The sequence below is a fragment of the Erwinia sp. ErVv1 genome (genome assembly GCF_900068895.1).
Taxonomy (GTDB): domain Bacteria; phylum Pseudomonadota; class Gammaproteobacteria; order Enterobacterales; family Enterobacteriaceae; genus Erwinia.
On the sequence record NZ_CDPK01000070.1, the window covers coordinates 1 to 203 of the forward strand.

The window sequence follows — 203 nt, forward strand, 5'->3', positions numbered from 1 at the left end:
AAGAGGGCGTATCAATAGCCATTTCACCCGTGCAAATGGCAGCAATATTGCACAGAAAAACGGTGAGTGAAGGCGAGACCTGGAGTAATCGCCTTTGGGGCGGTCTGGGTTTAGTGGGTGGCGTAGTTGAATCCTTTGGCGCTGGCGCGCTTTGCGTGGTGCCTGAGCCAACAATGCTGTCAAAAGCGGGATGCGTGGTCGTA

At 54.2% G+C, this 203-nt stretch carries 1 pseudogene; it reads left to right on the plus strand.

Features of this window, described 5'->3' with window-relative positions:
- Positions 1 to 203: pseudogene (locus A1830_RS23630) on the plus strand (hypothetical protein); the annotation flags it as partial.